Origin of the sequence: Allobosea sp. 47.2.35 (genome assembly GCF_024655635.1) — a bacterium.
GTDB lineage: Bacteria > Pseudomonadota > Alphaproteobacteria > Rhizobiales > Beijerinckiaceae > Allobosea.
The window spans coordinates 462,589-479,806 of sequence record NZ_JANLGI010000002.1; the positions used below are offsets into that span (position 1 = coordinate 462,589).

Here is a 17,218-nt window from a genome sequence, read left to right on the forward strand (position 1 = left end):
GGAATTGTCAGTATCCGGAACCGAACGAACGGCTCAGCGGATGACGTAGGGCAGCAGGCCGAGGAAGCGGGCGCGCTTGATCGCCTGGGCGAGCTCGCGCTGCTTCTTGGCGGAGACCGCCGTGATGCGGGACGGAACGATCTTGCCGCGCTCGGAGATGTAGCGCGAGAGCAGACGCACGTCCTTGTAGTCGATCTTCGGGGCGCCTTCGCCCGAGAACGGGCAGGACTTGCGGCGGCGGAAGAAGGGGCGACGGGCGCCAGCGGATGCAGTCGACATTCTCAGGCCTCCGCTTCGGCGGTTTCGGTCGCTTCGTCGTCACGACGCGGACGGTCACGGCGTGGGCCGCGGTCGAAACGGTCGCCGCCACGCTCAGGACGGTCCTCACGGTCACGCTTCTGCAGCATGGCCGACGGACCTTCCTCAAGCTCCTCGACCTTGACGGTCATGAAGCGCAGGATGTCCTCGTTGATGCGCATCTGGCGCTCCATCTCCAGCACGGCGGCGGAGGGAGCCTCGATGTTCAGCAGCGTGTAATGAGCCTTGCGGTTCTTCTTGATGCGGTAGCCGAGGGACTTGACGCCCCAGTACTCGACCTTGCGGATGGCGCCGCCATTCGCTTCGATCACGCCCTTGAACTGCTCGACAAGAGCTTCGACCTGCTGCGCGCTGACATCCTGCCGCGCGAGCAGCACATGCTCGTACAATGCCATATGTGGCCTTCCTTGTTTCACCCTGCTTCGCCCGGCGCGGAGCCCTCCGAGCCCTGGATAAGGCCCGACAGGATTTCATCGAAGGCGGAGACACGGGATGACGGTTCGGGAAACGAGCCTGCGCAGAACCTTGCGGACATGCGCCATCCGTTCAGCCTCCGGCCGAACAAGCAGGAGGCGGTGGTTACAGTGTCCGGCACGCCATGGCAACCGGAATCTGCCGGAAAACGCCGCTGCGGAAGCGGAAAATTCGGGCGCCGCGCTTGACTTGGCGGCGGAAGCGATGTGACAGCCGCGTCATATAAGACGAATGACTGATAATGAAGACCGGGACGTTCACAGCATGACCACAGCGTTCATCTTTCCGGGCCAGGGCTCTCAGGCGGTCGGCATGGGCAAGAGCCTGGCCGACAACTTTCCCGTCGCGAAGGCAGTGTTCGACGAGGTCGATGCGGCCCTGTCGCAGAAGCTTTCCGCCGTGATGTGGGAAGGCCCGTCCGAGGAATTGACCCTGACGGCCAATGCCCAGCCGGCCCTGATGGCGGTCAGCCTCGCGGTCGTGCGCGTGCTCGAAAGCGAAGCTGGGCTCGACCTGAAGCGCGATGCCGCCTTCGTCGCCGGCCATTCGCTCGGCGAGTATTCGGCGCTGGCGGCTGCCGGTACCTTCTCGATCAGCGATGCCGCCCGGCTGCTGCGCATCCGCGGCGACGCCATGCAGAAGGCCGTGCCGGCCGGACAGGGCGCCATGGCGGCGCTGCTCGGCGCCGAGCTCGATCTCGCCCGCGAGATCGCTGCCGCCGCGGCCCAGGGCGAGGTCTGCGAAGCCGCCAACGACAATGGCGGCGGCCAGGTCGTGCTCTCCGGCGCCAAGGCGGCGATCGACCGCGCCATCCTGCTGGCCGGCGAGCGTGGTGTGAAGCGCGCCATGCTGCTGCCGGTCTCCGCGCCTTTTCATTGTGCCCTGATGCAGCCGGCGGCCGATGCGATGCGCGACGCGCTGGCCAAAGTCGCGATGCAGGCTCCGGTCGTGCCGGTCGTCGCCAATGTCGGCGCCGCGCCGCTGAGCGATGCCGATGCGGTCCGGGCTTCGCTCGTCGCGCAGGTCACCGGAACGGTGCGCTGGCGCGAATGCGTGCAGGCGATGGCAGTGGCCGGCGTCACCGATTTCGTCGAGGTCGGTAGCGGCAAGGTGCTGGCCGGGCTCGTCAAGCGTATCGCCGCGGGCGCTACGCAGGTCTCGATCGGCACGGCCGAGGATATTGCAGCCTATAAAGCCCGCGGCGCGTGACGGTGCGGGCCCAGAACGGGCAAAAACGGCAGAATGCCGGAAAAGGGAGCGAACATGTTTGATCTGACCGGCCGCAAGGCCCTGGTCACCGGCGCGACCGGCGGCCTCGGCGGAGCCATCGCCCGGACGCTGCATGCGCAAGGCGCCAGCGTCGCGATCTCGGGGACACGCGCTGAGGCGCTGGAGGCGCTGGCGGCGGAACTCGGCGAGCGCGTCGTGATCGCGCCCTGCAACCTCTCCGACAAGGATTCGGTCGAGGCGCTGGTGCCGACGGTCGAGGAGAAGCTCGGCGGGCTCGATATCCTCGTCAACAATGCCGGTATCACCCGTGATAACCTGTTCCTGCGCCTCAAGGACGAGGATTGGGATAGCGTACTGGCCGTCAACCTGACGGCCGCCTTCCGCCTGTCACGCGCTGCCGTGAAGTCGATGATGCGCCGCCGCTACGGCCGAATCGTCGCGATCGGCTCCGTCGTCGCCACCACCGGCAACCCCGGCCAGGGCAATTACGCTGCCGCCAAGGCTGGCCTGATCGGCATGTCCAAGGCGCTGGCCGCCGAGGTCGCGAGCCGCAACATCACCGTCAATGTCGTCGCTCCGGGCTTCATCGAGTCGCCGATGACGCAGGCCCTCAACGACAAGCAGCGCGAGGGCATTCTCTCCGGCGTGCCGATGGGCCGCCTGGGTGAGGGCGCGGATGTGGCCGCGGCCGTGGCCTTCCTCGCCAGCACGGAAGCCGGTTACGTGACTGGCCAGACGCTGCACGTCAACGGCGGAATGGCAATGATCTAGGTGCGTTAGCGCCCATTTTAGATCGGTTTTGATAAGTCGGCGGCGCACTCGCCAGCCCGTAAAGGGTGTGTTAACTAGCGCCGTCGTGCTGCCGCTGGGCGATCCGAGGGGACTTGACGAAACCTCGGTTGTTGCGTTTGTGCAGGCTTCGAGCTTTCCGGATCGCGGACATCGTCAGGTGGCGCGGCGGCTCGGAATGAGATCCCTCCACCGCGTCGCATCCCTGCGATGCGTTTTCAGTTTCTAAGTCTAAGGAAGAGACCCATGAGCGATGTTGCCGAGCGCGTGAAGAAGATCGTGGTCGAGCACCTCGGCGTCGAGGCCGACAAGGTCGTCGACGGCGCCAACTTCATCGAGGACCTGGGCGCGGACAGCCTCGACACCGTCGAGCTCGTGATGGCCTTCGAGGAAGAGTTCGGCGTCGAGATCCCGGACGATGCGGCCGAGACGATCGTGACAGTCGGCGACGCCGTCAAGTTCCTGTCGTCGAAGAGCGCCTGATCGGTCCTTCGGGATCGGTCTACGCAGAAAGAGCCATGGCTTCTCGCAGTTATCCGATGCGGCGTGTCGTCGTAACCGGGCTTGGCATGGTGACGCCGCTTGCATGCGGCGTCGAGCCGACCTGGTCGCGTCTTCTTGCCGGCGCCAGTGGCGCCGGCCCCATCACCAGTTTCGACGCCAGCGACCTGCCGGCGCGGATCGCCTGCAACATCCCGCGGGGTGACGGCAGCGACGGGACGTTCGATCCCGACCAGTGGATGGAGCCGAAGGAGCAGCGCAAGGTCGATGACTTCATCGTCTTCGCCATGGCGGCGGCCACGCAGGCGTTGAAGGACGCGGGCTGGAAGCCGGAAAGCTACGAGGACCAGATCCGCACCGGCGTCGCCATCGGCTCCGGTATCGGTGGCCTCGGCGGCATCTACGAGGCTTCGCTCCTGCTCAAGGAGCGCGGTCCGCGCCGTCTCTCACCCTTCTTCATTCCCGGTCGCCTGAGCAATCTGGCGGCGGGCTATGTCTCGATCGAGCACGGGCTGAAAGGCCCGAACCATGCCGTCGTGACCGCCTGCTCGACCGGCGCCCACGCGGTCGGCGATGCCGCCCGCATGATTGCGCTCGGCGATGCCGAGGTCATGCTGGCCGGCGGCGCCGAATCGGCGATCAACCGCATCGGCATTGCCGGTTTCTGTGCCTGCCGCGCGCTCTCGACCAGTTTCAACGACACGCCCGAGAAGGCCTCGCGCCCGTACGACAAGGACCGCGACGGCTTCGTGATGGGTGAGGGTGCCGGCGTCCTCGTGCTCGAGGAACTCGATCACGCCCTGGCCCGCGGCGCCCGCATCTATGCCGAGATCGTCGGTTACGGCATGTCGGGCGACGCCTATCACATCACCTCTCCGTCCGAGGACGGTGACGGCGCCTATCGCTGCATGCAGGCTGCGCTTGATCGCGCCGGCATCACCGCGGCCGATCTCGACTACATCAATGCCCACGGCACCTCGACGCCGCTTGGCGACGAGATCGAATTGCGCGCGGTCGAGCGCTTGCTGGCCAACGCGCCGAAGCGCCCGTCCATGTCCTCGACCAAGTCGTCGACCGGCCATTTGCTCGGTGCCGCTGGCGCGATCGAGGCGATCTTCACCGTGCTCGCGATCCGTGACCAGGTGGCGCCGCCGACGATCAATCTCGACAACCCGTCCGTCGAGACCGAGATCGACCTGGTGCCGCATGTCGCCCGCAAGCGCGAGATCGATTACGCCCTGTCGAATTCCTTCGGCTTTGGCGGGACCAATGCCTCGCTGGTGATGCGGCGCTATCGACCCGAACAGTGAGCCGCAGCGAGATAGCGCGGTTTCGCCATAATCTTGGGTAGAGTTTGCGACGGCTGCGGCCGAATGCGTGATTCCGCGTTCACAACCGCGAGGAAACCGGCTCTAATGCGATCGTCCGGCTTCGGTGCGGTCGCTTGTCCACTCCGGCAGGCGCGGTCCAGATGGCACCGTGCCGAGATCAATTACCCCGTGCTGCGAGCGTCTTGATCGTGAATGATACGCCCCGCGTCGCCCCGAAAAGTCCGAGCGAGGCCCTCAAGCCCGTAGCGCCGCCCGCGCCGCCGCCCAAGGCTCGCCGCCGCCGGCGCAGCCCGTTCCTGTCAATGCTGAGCGGTCTGTTCACGATCGCCCTGGTTGGCGCCGGCGTGGTCGGCGCGGGCATTGCCATCGTCTCCAACCAGAGCAAGGCGCCGGGGCCGCTCGCCAGCGACCGCACCCTCATCATCCCGAAGGAAAGCGGGCTCACCGAGATCACCGAGCTGCTGCAGCGGGAGGGCCTGATCGAGCACCCGCTGACCTTCCGCATCGCTGCGATCGTCAGCGGTGACTGGCACAAGCTGAAGGCGGGCGAGTATCTGTTCAAGGCGCGCGTCAGCCCGCAGGAAATCCTCGGCGTCATCTCCAGCGGCAAGTCGGTCGAGTATTCGATCACCATCCCCGAGGGGCTGACCAGCGAGCAGATCGTCGAGCGGCTGCGGAGCAACGAGCTTCTGACCGGCGAGATCGCGGAGGTGCCTAAGGAGGGTTCGATCCTCCCGGACACCTACCGTTTCCCGCGCGGCTTCTCCCGCAAGGGTATCCTCGACGTGATGGCGCGCAGCCAGCTCGCGGTCCTCAAGAACATCCGCATTCCCGCCGGCCTGCCGATCAAGACCACCGACGAGCTCGTCATCCTCGCCTCGATCGTCGAGAAGGAGACCGGACGTGCGGACGAGCGGCCGCGCGTCGCCGGCGTCTTCATCAACCGCCTCAACCAGAAGATGCGACTGCAGTCCGACCCGACGATCGTCTACGGCCTCGTCGGCGGCAAGGGCACGCTCGGCCGGCCGATCCTGCGCAGCGAGATCACGCAGGCGACGCCCTACAACACCTATGTCATCAACGGACTGCCCCCGGGACCGATCGCCAATCCCGGCCGGGCCGCCATGGAGGCGGTGGTCAATCACTCCCGGACCAAGGACCTCTACTTCGTCGCGGACGGCAGCGGCGGTCACGCCTTCGCCGAGACGCTGGAGCAGCACAACCGCAATGTCGGGCGCTGGCGCCAGATCGAGACGACGCGCAGCCAGCAGCAGGGCGGTAAGCCGCCTGCCGACAGCGTCGACAAGGTCGAACCGCCGGCTGGCCCGGACAACCGCACCGAGGCGCCCGCTACCACCCAGCCCGCCTCCGACAATGCCGGCTCGGCCGGCGTGCCGGTCGCCCAGCCAGTCGGGGCGGTGGCGGGAACGCGCGCGCGGGCCTTCGACGCGTCCGAAGGGACGACACGGGATCCGCTGCTGAACAAGAGCTTCGACCTGAACTCGCCGAAGCAGGTTCCGCAGCTCAAGCCCTGATCTGCGGGCCGGAAGGCACTCAATCCCCATTTTCCGGCAGCGGGCCGCTTGCTGTCGCGGATATGCGCCACTACGGTCCCGCCCGATCTTAAACGAAGGCGGCAGGGGCGATGGCCATCGAAAGCATGACGGGGTTTGCCCGTGCGGCGGGAACGGCCGGGGTCCATGGCTGGGCCTGGGAAATCCGCAGCGTCAACGGGCGTGGGCTCGACCTGCGCGTGCGGGTTCCACCCGGCTTCGAGGTTCTGGCCGAAGCCGCTCGCAAGCAGCTGGGTGCCGCCTTCTCCCGCGGAACGCTCCACGTCAATCTCGCTGTCACCAGCGATGCCGGCCCGCCGCGCCCACGCGTCAACGAGGCCGTCCTTGCCGCCCTGCTCGAGGCGGTCGAAAGGTTGCCGCCGGCTGCCGGCATCAACCCGCCATCCTATGACGGGTTGCTCGGTATCCGCGGCGTCGTCGACTATGCCGACGAGGCGCAGGACGTGTTGGGGGCGGTCGAGGCGCCGGCCCTTGCCGGGCTCGATGCCGTCACCAAGGCCCTGAAGGAAGCGCGCGCTGCCGAAGGCCGCGCGCTCGAAGCCATCGTCGTCGGCCATCTCGAAACCATCGCGCGGCTCGCCGGCGAGGCGGAGCATCATCCGGCGCGCAGCAGCGAGGCGATCCGCGCCCGGATCGCGGCACAGGTCGAGGCGCTGCTGGGAGCGAATAACGGCCTCGATCCGCAGCGCCTGCATCAGGAGGCCGCGCTGATCGCCGTGCGCGCCGATATCCGCGAGGAGATCGACCGCCTGCATGCCCATGTCGAGGCTTTGCGCGAGCTTCTGGCCAAGGGCGGGCCGATCGGCCGCAAGCTTGATTTCCTCTCGCAGGAATTCGGCCGCGAGGCCTCGACGCTCTGCGCCAAGGCCAATGATCCCGGCCTGTCGCGTATCGGCCTGGAGCTCCGCACGGTCGTCGACCAGATGCGCGAGCAGGTTCAGAACGTGGAGTGAGCCGGATGGCTGCCGAGACCCTTCGCCCGGCCCGCCGCGGCCTCATGCTGATCCTGTCCTCGCCCTCCGGCGCCGGCAAGACCACGCTCACCCGCAATCTCAAGAGCGAGAACAATCTCGACCTATCGATCTCGGTCACGACCCGCGCCAAGCGCCCGTCCGAGATCGAGGGCGTGCATTATCGCTTCATCGACCGCGCTGCGTTCGACACCATGCGCCAGCACAACGATCTGCTGGAATGGGCGGAGGTCCATGGCAACGGCTATGGCACGCCGCGCCGGGAGGTCGAGGCCTCGCTGGCGGCCGGGCGCGATGTGCTCTTCGATATCGACTGGCAGGGCACCCAGCAGATCGTGAAGAAGGCGCGCGCCGACGTCGTCACCATCTTCATCCTGCCGCCCTCGATGGCTGAGCTGCGTTCGCGCCTGATCCGCCGCGCCGAGGATGCCGAGGAGGTCATCGTCAAGCGCCTCGCCAATGCCCGCGACGAGATCGCGCGCTGGAGCCAGTACGACTACGTCATCGTCAACCACGATCTCCAGGCAGCCTACGAGTCGATCAAGGCGATCCTGACGGCGGAGCGCCTGAAGCGCAGCCGCGCCGTCGGCCTCAACGACTTCGTCGATCAGCTCCTGACCGAACAGCTGCCCTGATCAGCGCTGGGCGGCCAGCGCGTTCGCCAGCTTGACGAAGCCCGAGACCGGGATCTCCTCGGCCCGTGCCGTCTCGGCAAGTCCTGCAGCCGCGATGATCGGCGCCGGGTCCTGCAGCACGGCTTTCAGGCTCTGCCGCAGCATCTTGCGCCGTTGGCCGAAGGCCGCCAAGGTCACCCGCTCCAGCAGGCGCCGGTCACAGGGCTCCGGCTGCGCACGCGGGATGAGCTGGACGATCGACGAGGTGATTTTCGGCGGCGGCACGAAAGCGCTGCGCGGCACGTCGAACAGGATCTTCGTCTCGCAGCGCCAGTTCGACAGCACCGCGAGCCGGCCGTAATCGGCCCGTTCGTCCGGCGTCGCGACGATGCGTTCGGCGACCTCGCGCTGGAACATCAGCGTCAGCGAATCCCACCAGGATGGCCAGGGCTCGAGGCTCAGCCAGCCGACCAGCAGCGGCGTGCCGATATTATAGGGTAGGTTGGCGACGATCCGCGCCCGACCGCCATCGAGATGAGGTGTCAGGTCGACCGCAAGCGCATCGCCGTCGATGACCTCCAGCCGGCCGGGATAATGCGCCGCGATCTCGGCCAGCGCCGGCATGCAGCGCCGGTCGCGCTCGATCGCGATGACACGCCCGGCGCCATTGGCCAGCAACGCCCGCGTCAGCCCGCCGGGGCCAGGGCCGATCTCGACCACCGTCTGGCCTTCCAGCGGGCCGGCAGAGCGGGCGATGCGGCTCGTCAGGTTGAGGTCGAACAGGAAGTTCTGGCCGAGCGCCTTCTGCGCCATCAGCCCATGGCGCTCAACTACCTCGCGCAGCGGCGGCAGGTCGTCGATCTGGCTCATGCCGCAGTATCCGTGGCTGTGCGCTCTGCCATCCGGGCGGCGAGCTTCAGGGCGGCGCAGAGGCTGTCCGGCCGCGCGATGCCCTTGCCGGCGATATCGAAGGCCGTGCCATGGTCGGGCGAGGTCCGGATGAAAGGCAGGCCGAGCGTGACGTTGACGCCCTCGTCGAAGGCGATCGTCTTGATCGGGATCAGCGCCTGATCGTGATACATCGCCAGCGCCGCGTCATAGCCGGCGCGCGCCCGCGCATGGAACATCGTGTCGGCGGGATAAGGGCCGCGCGCATCGATGCCCTCGGCTTGCAGTTGGGCGATGGCGGGCGCGATGATGGTCCCGTCCTCGTGACCCATCGTGCCGCTCTCGCCGGCATGAGGATTGAGCCCGCTGATCGCCAGCCGTGGCGCCGCGATGCCGAAACGGCTGCGCAATTCGGCGGCAACGATCCGGCCGGTTTCGACGATCAAGGTGGAGGTCAACAGCTCCGGCACCCGGCGCAACGGCTCGTGGATCGTAACGGGGACGACCGCCAGCTCCTCGCACCAGAGCATCATGACCGGGCGCGGTTCAATACCGCGCTCGGCGGCCAGATACGCGAGATATTCAGTATGGCCGGGATGCTTGAAGCCGGCGCTGTAAAGCACTGATTTCGCGATTGGATTGGTCACGACGGCTGCGGCTTCGCCGGAGCGGACGGCCGCGACCGCCCGATCGATCGAGCCGATCGTGCCCGCCGCCGTCGCAGGATCCGGCTTGCCCGGCACGACGCTGGTCTTGGCGTCGAGCGGAATCACGGGCAGCGCCTCGACGAAGATGGCGGCAACGTCGCTCCAGTTGCAGGCGCGCACCGGCACGCTCCAGCCGAGCCGGCGGGCGGCATCCGCGAGATGTCCGGGGTCACCGATGCAGGCGAAGGCGGGAAGCGCTCGCTCGCCGCGCTCCAGCCAGGCACGCAACGTCAGCTCCGGCCCGATCCCGGCCGGATCGCCCTGTGTCAATGCAAGCGGCATTGCCGGCAAGACGAACTCCGCGACCTGAAGTGAGAGCCGGCCCGCCGTCGCGGGCCGGTGTTTAGTTCGACGAGCCGACGCCGTCGCTCGACGAGGAGGCGCCGCCGAGATTCTGCGAGTAGCTGATCTCGCCCAGCGTGCGTAGCTCCAGGCGGAACATGATCGTGCGCGTGTCCTTGGTCGAGCCGGCCTGGCGATCGGCATAGCTCTGCGAGTAGCTGACGTCGAAGACCGTGCATTCGTCGGTGTAGTTGATGCCGAACGAGGTCGAGGCGGTCTGGAACGGCCCGGTATTCGGATAGATCGGCATCGCTGAGACCGCCGGGGCCGCCATGTAGGACGCGTAGGCGTCGCGGTAGCGCTCGCGGTCGTACTTGTACTTGTCGAGGTCGAACAGCACGCCGGCCCGCAGACGCCAGTTCTCGGCGATCTTGAGCGAGCCGTTCAGCGAAAGGCCTTCGCGGCGGCGGGAAATGCCGAGATCGGGCTGCGGCTCGTAGCGGCCATAGCCCACCGAGGCGGTGATGATGCTGTTGACATAGGTCGCGGCGGCATCGATGCGCTGGGCTTCGAAGGTCGTCGCGTTGAGGCGCGTCGCACCGGTCAGGAAGAAGCCCTTGAATGGCGAGAGCTGTGCGCGGGCGACATAGTCGGAGTTGCGGGTCTCGAGACCGGAGTTCAGGCCGGTATTGAGCAGGTCACCGCTGGCGAAGGAGTTGCGTCCGGCGAGCTGGAAGGATTGGCCGATGAGCAGGTTGGCAAAGGCTTCCTTGCCGAAGCGCCCGGTATAGAGAGCGCCGACATTCGCGCGGGTGCCGCCCTCGACACGGTCGAAGCCGGAGAACTTGCCGCTCCATTCGAACAGGTTGTTGGCGTCGAAGACCAGGCTTTGCGCGTCTTCGTTCGCGACGCGCAGGCTGTTCGTCTCGTTCGGGCGCGCGACGACCTGCGCGACCGGCTCGATGATATGCGTGCCCCAGTCGGTCTTGGCGACGAACGGGTAGCGATACATCAGCCCGATAGCCGGCATGACCCGCCCGAACACCTCGTCCGAGGTGTCGGCGATGGTCGCAACGCGCGAATTGATCGGCCCGGTCGTGTCGGGATTGATCGAGAAGATATCGGCCCGCACGGAGGCGTAGGGCGTCCACATCTGCCCGAGCGGATCGATGAAGTTGCGCCGCCAGGAAACCTGCGCCGTTGCACGCGAGACATTGCCGGCAAGGCCGCGCACGAGGCAGTGATTCTTGTCGTAGATGGCGCAGCCGTCATAGAGCGAATAGGTCGGCGTCGTGATCAGGTAGCTCTTCTGCTGCGGCAGCTCCGAGAAGGCCGCGGTGTCACGCGTCAGGCTGGTCAGGTTGACGTTGAACGACAGCTCGCCGCCAAGGAGGGACGGCTTGTGGACGCGCTTGTCGTAGTCCAGCACCGGCAACACGACGGGCTGCTGCTTCTGCCAGTCCTGATAGTTCAGGGGCTGGAAATAGTAGCCACGCAGATCGAACCAGGCGCTCTCGCTCTGGCCGTTCAGATAGGCGGTCGAGATCGCTTCCTGCAGATAGGTGGTGGTGCTGAGGCTCTCGTTGCGGATGCGGTAGTTCTTGTAGAACCACCGATCCGTCGACATCGAGGCATTCCAGCCGACCGTCCAGCGCGGATTGATGAAGAACTTGCCGTTCGTCTCCACCGAGCCGCGGAATTCCTTGTCGCGCGGGCCGAGCGGGCTCGGCAGATAGGCGTCCTTGTCCTGCTGGAAGATGCCGGACGCCCGGATCGCGTAGGAACCGTTGACCAGGCGATGCCGCCACTCCATCTGGCCGAGGAAGCCCTGGCGGCTGAAATAGGTGGGCGTCACCGTGAGATCGTAATTCGGCGCCAGGTTCAGGAAATAGGGCAGCCCGACGCCGTAGCCGAGCGCCGAGGTGTTGATGAATCGAGGCGACAGGAAGCCGGACTTGCGCTTCACCGTCGAATCCGGGCCGGACATGTACGGGATGTAGGCCATCGGGATGCCGGCGAACTCGACGCGCGCATCCTCGTAATAGATCGTCTGCTCGGACTTCTTGTGGATGATCCGCGCGGCGCGGACCTGCCACAGCGGCGGCCGCTCCGGATTGTCCTTGCAGGGTTCGCAGGCGGTGTAGATGCCCTTGTCGAAGACGAAGGTTTCGCCGTCCGTGCGCTCGGCGCGCGGTGCCGAGAAACGGGTCTTGTCCGGGTTCACGACCCGCAGGGAGTCGATGAAGCCGTCGCGGAAATCGTCGGTCAGGTTGAACTTGTCACCGGTGATCACCGTGCCATTGGCTTCGGTGATCCGGGCATTGCCGACGGCGATGACGCGTTTGCTGGCCTGGTCGTAGGTAACGCGATCGGCCTCGATCGTCCGGCCCTGATACAGGATCTGGACGTCGCCGACGGCCGCGACCGTCTTCTTGTCGTTGTCATAGACGAGCTCGCGCGCGTCCACGACCATCCGGTCCTGCGGCTTGGCCGCAGCGGCGGTCGCGGGCTTGGGTTGCGCGCCCGCTGCCCGATTCTGGGCATGGGCCGGCTCGGCCAGCAGATAGGCCAGGCTGGAGGCGAGAGCCGTCGCCGCCGCGAAGCGTGCTAGCCGGTTCACTCCTGGCCCCATCTCGTAAACTCGAAATTAACCATAGGCACAGTACGTTTCACCCATCTTCCTGATGGAGGAGGGCGAGTGCTCCCAGCATTGCCCCCAATGCTGCAGGCAACCACGCCGCGACGACCGGATTGACGATTCCCGACGATCCGAGTTCCTCCGACAAGTGCGTCGCCACATAGAGCACGAACCCGGCCGCGACGCCACCTATCACCAGTTTGGTCACACCACCAAACCGGAAAAATCTTAAAGAAACGGATGCGGCTACCAGCACCATCGCGATGAGCAGCAGCGGGCGCGCCATAAGCGATTGATAACGCAGTTCATAGGGCGTCGTGTCGAGGCCGGCACGCTGTGTCCTGTCGATCACGGCCGGCATGGACCAGAAGCCCACCGCGTCGGGTGGGGTGAAGCTCTGGCGCATCTGTTCCGGCTCCAGCGTCGTGGCGAGCACGTAGCTCTTATAGCTCTGTGGCTCTTCCGTGGCGGAGGTGGAGCGCGCATCGGCGAGCTCCCAATGGCCCGGGCGCAGCAGGGCCTGCCGGGCGTCGATTCGTTCCTTGAAGCTGCCGTCCGGATTGAAGATGAAGAACGCGACCTGAGACAGGCCGTCCTCATCGGGCAGGGCGCCTGCGGCGCGGATGATCGCTTGCCCGTCGACGCTGCGCTGCCGAAGCCAGATTTCCTGGGACAGGCCGGACTTGCCGCCGGTGCGGACGAACAGGCGGGTCTCCAGCGCGGTCGCCTTGCGCTTCAGCTCGGCCGCGACCGGATTGTAGATCATGATCGAGACCAGCCCGACGACGCCGGCAACGGCGGCGGCCGGCTGCAGGAACTGCCAGGCCGAGACGCCGACCGAGCGGGCCACCACGAGCTCGAGCTTCCGGCTCAGCGTGAGCAGGGCGAACATGCCGCCGAACAGCGCCGCGAAGGGGAAGATCTGCTCGGCCACGGCCGGCGCCCGGAAGAGGGCGAGCTGGACGATGCGCGGCGTCGTCGCGATCGGGGAATCGCCGGCGCGGCGCATCAGCTCGACGAAATCGAGCGTGCCGATGAGGAAGAAGAAGGTGCTGAAGACTCCGACGATGGCGCGCGTGAAGCGCTTCGTCAGATAGCGGCCGAAGGTCGTGAACAGCAGCATCAGGCGCGCCGGAATCGGGCCGCGAGATTGACCAGCGGCGTTGTGAGGGGGGCAAGCAGGCGAGCCAGGACCGGCTGGATGCGCGCGCCGTAGAAGATGAAGGCCACGGACAGGACGATCGCACCGACCGGCAGGATATAGAGCAGCGCGGCCGCGAAGGGCGAGCGTACGCTGGCGGTCCAGGCGGCATAGGCGGCGATGCGCGTGGCGCCGACGATCATGATCGCCGACTGGATCGCGAGAGCTCGTCCCTGACGGGTGGTTCGCGCCTCGCCGATGGCGGCAAAGGCGATCAGCATGAAGGCGAAGGGGTAGAGCGGCGACGAGAGCCGGTTGTGCAGTTCCGCCCGGAAGCGCCCTTCCTGGATCTTGTAGTAGGCCTCGTTCTTGTCCTGCGTCAGCAGTTCCCAGGTCGAGCGCTCGCGCGGCTTGTAGATCACCTTGTCGCCGTCGCCCTCGCCGGGGCCGCCACTGGAATCGCCTGTGAGCGCCGAAAGGTTCAGGGCATAGCGCTCGAAGGAGATGATCGAGGTCGTCGAGGTATTCTTGGCCTCGCGCTGGATCGTGCCTTTCTCCAGCATCAGGAAGCTCTGGCCTTCGGCCTCGACCGTTCGGCCGCGCTCGGCGAGATAGATCGAGGGCTGCGACGGATCGCGGCGATCCTGCATGAAGATGCCGACCAGCGAGTCGCCCGCCTTCTCGCGGTAGTGGAATGTGACGCCGGAATCGAGCGAGACGAACTGGCCTTCCTTGACGACATTGGCGACGAAATCGGCGCGGATCAGCGTGATCAGGTCACGCAGCATCCGGAAGCTCGCCGGCATCACCGAGATCGTCATCCAGGCGACAATCAGGGAGGTCGCGATCGTCAGCACGATGAAGGGCCGCGTGATCCGCTGCGGGGCGACGCCCGCGGCGTTCATCACGATCAGTTCGGAATCACCGTTGAGCCTGTTGAGCGTGTAGAGCGTCGACATGAACAGCGCGACGGGCGCGATGCCGGCGATCAGGGCCGGCAGCGAAAGCAGTGTCACGGTCAGGAAGATCAGGACCGTCTGGCCCTTGCCGGTGATGAGATCGACCTCGCGCAGCGCCTGCGTGACCCAGATCACGCCGGTCAGGCCGAGCAGCAGCACGATCGCCGCCACCGCTGCGATCTTCAGAATGTAGCGATCGAGGCGGTTGAGAAGCACGCGTCGGTTCCGGAGCTGGAGAGCCTGGGCTCTCCGAGGTGGTTCGTCGGACACACCCTATGGTATAGGCGCGGCGAGGGCGCAAACGGGAATCGTTTGCCGTCTGCCGTCAATTGTCCTTCCCCTGTCATTTTCGCAAGATTGTGAGCGGATCATGTCGCAGCGCCTGAAGCTCGAGATCAAAGCCCTGGATGCCGTCGAAGGGCAGGATCTGGTGATCCTCGTCTCGGACAAGCTCGCGGTGCCGGAACCGGCGCGGGAATGGGCGGGCGCGGGCGCGCAGGCGCTGCTGACGCGGGCCGCCGTGGCGGAGCGCTTCAAGGGCAAGACGCTGGCCGGCCTGACGCTGCCGTCGCCGGAGGGAGCCTCCTACGAGCGCCTCATCGTCGTCGGCATCGGGCCTGAGGACGAGCGCGCCAAGCTCGATTTCGTCAAGCTGGGCGGCGCCATCGCCGGCCGGCTCGGCGCCGGCCGCAGCGCCGAAATCATCCTTTCGCTGCCCGAGGGCACGATCGAGCCGAAGCAGGCCGCCGATATTGCCCTGGGGCTGAGGCTGCGCGCCTATGCCTTCGACCGCTACAAGACCAAGAGCAAGGACAAGGACGAAGCCGAGCCGCTGACGGTTGCGCTGCGCACCGCCGATACCTCTGCGGTCAAGAAGGCCGTGAAGACGGCCGATGCGATCGCCGCCGGCGTCCTCCAGGCTCGCGATCTCGTGAACGAGCCGCCGAACGTCCTCTACCCCGAGGAGTTCGCCGACCGCGCCGCGAAGCTCGAAAAGCTCGGCGTCGAGATCGAGATCCTCGACGAGAAGGCGCTGAAGAAGATCGGCATGCGCGCGCTGCTCGGCGTCGGCCAAGGTTCGCGCCGCGAGAGCCGCGTCGCGATCATGCGCTGGAACGGCGCGAAGAAGGACGAGAAGCCGGTCGCCTTCGTCGGCAAGGGCGTGACCTTCGACACCGGTGGCATCTCGCTGAAGCCCGGCGCCGGCATGGAGGACATGAAGGGCGACATGGCAGGCGCGGCCTGCGTCGTTGGCCTGATGCAGGCGCTCGCCGGCCGCAAAGCCAAGGTCAACGCCATCGGCGTGATCGGCCTCGTCGAGAACATGCCTGATGGCAATGCCCAGCGCCCCGGCGACATCGTCACATCGCTCTCCGGCCAGACCATCGAGATCATCAATACCGACGCCGAGGGCCGCCTCGTCCTGGCGGATGTGCTCTGGTACACGCAGGAGCGCTTCTCGCCGCGCTTCATGATCAACCTGGCGACGCTGACCGGTGCGATCCTCGTTGCGCTGGCGCAGGAGAACGCTGGGCTGTTCAGCAACAATGACGAACTCTCGGAGCGCCTGACGGCGGCCGGCATCGCAACCGGCGAGACGGTTTGGCGCATGCCGCTCGGCAAGGCCTACGACAAGATGATCGACTCGAAATTCGCCGACATGAAGAACTCGGCCGGGCGCTATGGCGGCTCGATCACCGCGGCGCAGTTCCTGCAGCGCCATGTCAACGACACGCCCTGGGCGCATCTCGACATCGCGGGAACCGGAATGGCCGCCGCGAATTCGGAGATCAACCGCTCCTGGGGGCCGGGCTGGGGCGTGCGCCTGCTCGACCGGCTGGTTGCGGATCACTACGAAGATTGATTCGTTTTCTGCGGAGATGTCGGTAACCTGTTAGGATATAAGGGGTTCGATGGCCGAAATCCTGTTCTTCCATCTGCAGTCCCGCCCGCTGGAGCAGGTCCTGCCGACGATTCTCGACCGCGCCCTGTCGCGCGGCCAGAAGGTCGTCGTCGAGGTCGGCGGGCAGGAGCGCCTGAGCGTTCTCGACGACCATCTCTGGACCTATGCCGATGAGAGCTTCCTGCCGCATGTCACGGCGCTTGAGGCGGATGCGGCCAGCAATCCGGTGGTGCTGACGACGCAGGCGCATAATCCGAACGCCGCACAGGTTCGGATCTGCGCCGACGGGGTCCGCATTCCCGACGCAATGCAGGACTACGAGCGCGTCGTCCTGATATTCGATGGAGACGATCCCGAGGCGCTTGCCGCCGCCCGCGAGGATTGGAAGAAGGCCAGGGCCTCGGGCCATGCCGCCAGCTACTGGCAGCAGGACGATGCCGGCCGTTGGGAGAAGAAAGCGTGAGACTGCCTGTTCTGTTGCTCTGCGCCGCGGCCCTTGCCGGCTGTTCGGTCGACATGGGCGGTTTTGCCTTCCAGTCCGAGACCAAGGGCGGCGTCACTACGACGACCACCACCACGGCCAGCGCCGGCATCTCGACGCGCGAGCCGGTCCTGACCCCGGAAGGCGAATGCAGCGTCGGCGTCTCGCTCGACCCCTCGACCCGCCCGCTGCCGAAGGAGATCGCGCCCGGGATCACCGAATGCGAGCTGCTGAAACTCAAGGGCGCCCGCCCGACCGATGTACTGGTCGGCGAGAGCGGCAAGGGCCAGCGCGAAGTGCAGGTGCTCTATTCCGAGCCCGGTGGCCGCGAAATCTACCTCTTTACCGACAATCGCCTGACCCGGATCGTGAAGCCCGGCCAGGGCTGAGCGGCGCTTCTTGCGCCAGTCGCAGAGC

The 17,218-nt window shown here is 66.4% G+C and carries 17 protein-coding genes; 10 read left to right on the plus strand and 7 right to left on the minus strand.

The features are described 5' to 3' along the window. Positions 1 to 33: 33 nt before the first annotated feature. Positions 34 to 279, minus strand: a complete 246-nt coding sequence (gene rpsR / locus NUV79_RS04820) for a 30S ribosomal protein S18 (protein ID WP_038367644.1) — start codon at positions 277 to 279, stop codon at positions 34 to 36. Positions 280 to 281: 2 nt separating this feature from the next. Then, positions 282 to 713 (minus strand): 30S ribosomal protein S6, encoded by a 432-nt coding sequence (gene rpsF / locus NUV79_RS04825; protein ID WP_257731937.1) that lies wholly within the window; start codon positions 711 to 713, stop codon positions 282 to 284. 343 nt (positions 714 to 1,056) lie between these two features. On the opposite strand from rpsF, the gene fabD reads away from it, so the two are divergent. The 7 genes from fabD to gmk all read left to right on the plus strand — a co-directional run bounded on the left by fabD (position 1,057) and on the right by gmk (position 7,823). Next, entirely contained in the window at positions 1,057 to 2,001 is a 945-nt protein-coding gene (gene fabD / locus NUV79_RS04830) for an ACP S-malonyltransferase (protein WP_257731938.1), read from the plus strand. A 54-nt stretch (positions 2,002 to 2,055) separates the two neighbouring features. Continuing rightward, on the plus strand, positions 2,056 to 2,793 hold the full coding sequence (gene fabG / locus NUV79_RS04835) for a 3-oxoacyl-[acyl-carrier-protein] reductase (protein ID WP_257731939.1): 738 nt from the start codon (positions 2,056 to 2,058) through the stop codon (positions 2,791 to 2,793). A 264-nt stretch (positions 2,794 to 3,057) separates the two neighbouring features. Continuing rightward, positions 3,058 to 3,294, plus strand: a complete 237-nt coding sequence (locus tag NUV79_RS04840) for an acyl carrier protein (RefSeq protein WP_061968116.1) — start codon at positions 3,058 to 3,060, stop codon at positions 3,292 to 3,294. Between the two features lie 56 nt (positions 3,295 to 3,350). Next, on the plus strand, positions 3,351 to 4,622 hold the full coding sequence (fabF, locus tag NUV79_RS04845; RefSeq protein ID WP_257731988.1) for a beta-ketoacyl-ACP synthase II: 1,272 nt from the start codon (positions 3,351 to 3,353) through the stop codon (positions 4,620 to 4,622). A gap of 323 nt (positions 4,623 to 4,945) precedes the next feature. Beyond that, a complete protein-coding gene (gene mltG, locus NUV79_RS04850; RefSeq protein WP_257731940.1) occupies positions 4,946 to 6,178 on the plus strand; it encodes an endolytic transglycosylase MltG in 1,233 nt (410 codons plus the stop codon). A 110-nt stretch (positions 6,179 to 6,288) separates the two neighbouring features. Then, positions 6,289 to 7,170, plus strand: coding sequence for a YicC/YloC family endoribonuclease (locus tag NUV79_RS04855; protein WP_257731941.1), 882 nt, complete (start codon positions 6,289 to 6,291; stop codon positions 7,168 to 7,170). Between the two features lie 5 nt (positions 7,171 to 7,175). Beyond that, positions 7,176 to 7,823 carry a guanylate kinase gene (gmk, locus tag NUV79_RS04860; protein WP_257731942.1) on the plus strand — a complete coding sequence of 216 codons (648 nt, stop codon included), beginning with the start codon at positions 7,176 to 7,178 and terminating at the stop codon, positions 7,821 to 7,823. On the opposite strand, the gene rsmA is transcribed toward gmk, so the two are convergent. The 5 genes from rsmA to lptF all read right to left on the minus strand — a co-directional run bounded on the left by rsmA (position 7,824) and on the right by lptF (position 14,633). Then, positions 7,824 to 8,672 carry a 16S rRNA (adenine(1518)-N(6)/adenine(1519)-N(6))-dimethyltransferase RsmA gene (gene rsmA / locus NUV79_RS04865; protein WP_257731943.1) on the minus strand — a complete coding sequence of 283 codons (849 nt, stop codon included), beginning with the start codon at positions 8,670 to 8,672 and terminating at the stop codon, positions 7,824 to 7,826. Beyond that, the gene (gene pdxA, locus NUV79_RS04870; RefSeq protein WP_257731944.1) at positions 8,669 to 9,679 is read right to left on the minus strand and encodes a 4-hydroxythreonine-4-phosphate dehydrogenase PdxA; all 1,011 of its coding nucleotides are present in this window, start codon (positions 9,677 to 9,679) and stop codon (positions 8,669 to 8,671) included. The genes rsmA and pdxA overlap by 4 nt, the downstream gene beginning before the upstream one ends. 61 nt (positions 9,680 to 9,740) lie before the next feature. Then, positions 9,741 to 12,299: an LPS-assembly protein LptD gene (locus NUV79_RS04875; RefSeq protein ID WP_257731945.1), complete on the minus strand. Its 2,559-nt coding sequence runs from the start codon at positions 12,297 to 12,299 to the stop codon at positions 9,741 to 9,743. A gap of 49 nt (positions 12,300 to 12,348) precedes the next feature. After that, on the minus strand, positions 12,349 to 13,440 hold the full coding sequence (lptG, locus tag NUV79_RS04880; protein WP_257731946.1) for an LPS export ABC transporter permease LptG: 1,092 nt from the start codon (positions 13,438 to 13,440) through the stop codon (positions 12,349 to 12,351). Further along, a complete protein-coding gene (gene lptF / locus NUV79_RS04885) occupies positions 13,440 to 14,633 on the minus strand; it encodes an LPS export ABC transporter permease LptF (protein WP_257731947.1) in 1,194 nt (397 codons plus the stop codon). Before lptF ends, lptG begins: the two co-directional genes overlap by 1 nt. Positions 14,634 to 14,787: 154 nt before the next feature. On the opposite strand from lptF, the gene NUV79_RS04890 reads away from it, so the two are divergent. From NUV79_RS04890 to NUV79_RS04900, 3 genes are read left to right on the plus strand one after another with little or no spacing between them, the layout of a single operon-like run. Next, on the plus strand, positions 14,788 to 16,281 hold the full coding sequence (locus NUV79_RS04890) for a leucyl aminopeptidase (protein ID WP_257731948.1): 1,494 nt from the start codon (positions 14,788 to 14,790) through the stop codon (positions 16,279 to 16,281). Between the two features lie 49 nt (positions 16,282 to 16,330). After that, positions 16,331 to 16,783 (plus strand): DNA polymerase III subunit chi, encoded by a 453-nt coding sequence (locus NUV79_RS04895; protein WP_257731949.1) that lies wholly within the window; start codon positions 16,331 to 16,333, stop codon positions 16,781 to 16,783. After that, positions 16,780 to 17,190 (plus strand): hypothetical protein, encoded by a 411-nt coding sequence (locus NUV79_RS04900; RefSeq protein ID WP_257731950.1) that lies wholly within the window; start codon positions 16,780 to 16,782, stop codon positions 17,188 to 17,190. The genes NUV79_RS04895 and NUV79_RS04900 overlap by 4 nt, the downstream gene beginning before the upstream one ends. The last annotated feature ends 28 nt before the right edge of the window (positions 17,191 to 17,218 follow it).